The sequence below is a fragment of the Streptomyces sp. AC627_RSS907 genome, assembly GCF_019049165.1.
The window spans coordinates 1-783 of record NZ_JAGMUE010000912.1 but is presented as its reverse complement, the minus strand read 5'-3'; the positions used below and the strand labels follow the sequence as shown (position 1 = coordinate 783).

2 protein-coding genes are annotated in these 783 nt (G+C 75.1%); both read right to left on the bottom strand.

Going from position 1 to position 783, the window contains the following annotated elements; all coding sequences use genetic code 11:
* The coding region (locus KUM32_RS39420; protein WP_217146555.1) for a zf-HC2 domain-containing protein at nucleotides 1-369 on the bottom strand (369 nt) is incomplete at its 3' end.
* Nucleotides 366-783 (bottom strand): sigma-70 family RNA polymerase sigma factor (locus KUM32_RS39415; protein ID WP_217146554.1); only part of this gene is annotated, 418 nt, incomplete at its 5' end. The genes KUM32_RS39420 and KUM32_RS39415, both read right to left, overlap by 4 nt.

Sequence of the window (783 nt, the reverse complement as noted above, 5' to 3'; positions counted from 1 at the left end):
CTCGTGGTGCTGCCAGACCGCGACGCCGCCCAGGCCGGCCGCCACGGTCACGCAGGCCGCCAGCGCCAGGTGTGTCGCGAGCCGGGCGAACCACGTCGCGCCGCGCCCGCCGCCCGACGCCCGCCGGGGGTCGTCGGGCGGCACCTGGCGTACGGCGGTGATGCCGCGCAGCACGCGTTCGCGCATCGCGGGAGGCGGGACGAGCGAGGCGGCCAGACCGAGCCGGGTGGCCGTCCCGGCGAACTCGCGGACCTCCCGCGCACAGGCCGCGCAGTCCGCCAGGTGACGTTCGAAGCGCGCGCGCTCCGGCTCGGGCAGGGCGTGCAGGGCGTAGGCGCCGGTCAGCGTGTGCAGGTCCGCGGCGTTCATGCGGTGCCCCCCAGGCAGTCGCGGAGACGGATGAGCCCGTCCCGCATCCTCGTCTTGATGGTGCCCAGCGGCAGCTTCAGCAGCTCCGCCACCTCACGGTAGGTCAGGCCCCGGTAGTAGGCGAGGGTCACCGCCTGCCGCTGCCGCTCGGTGAGGCCGCCGAGGCAACGGCGTACCTGTTCCCGCTCCAGTCGGCTCTCGACCTGTTCGGTCACGTCGTCGAAGGCGGGGGTGTGATCGAGCCGGGCGACCCGATCCTCGCGGTCCACCCGGGCCTGGGCCGAGCGGACCCGGTCCACGGCACGGCGGTGGGCGAGCGTCATCACCCAGGTCATCGCGGAGCCCCGGTCAGCCTGGAAGCGGGCCGCGGTCCGCCAGACCTCGACCAGCACCTCCTGGGTGACCTCCTCCGAC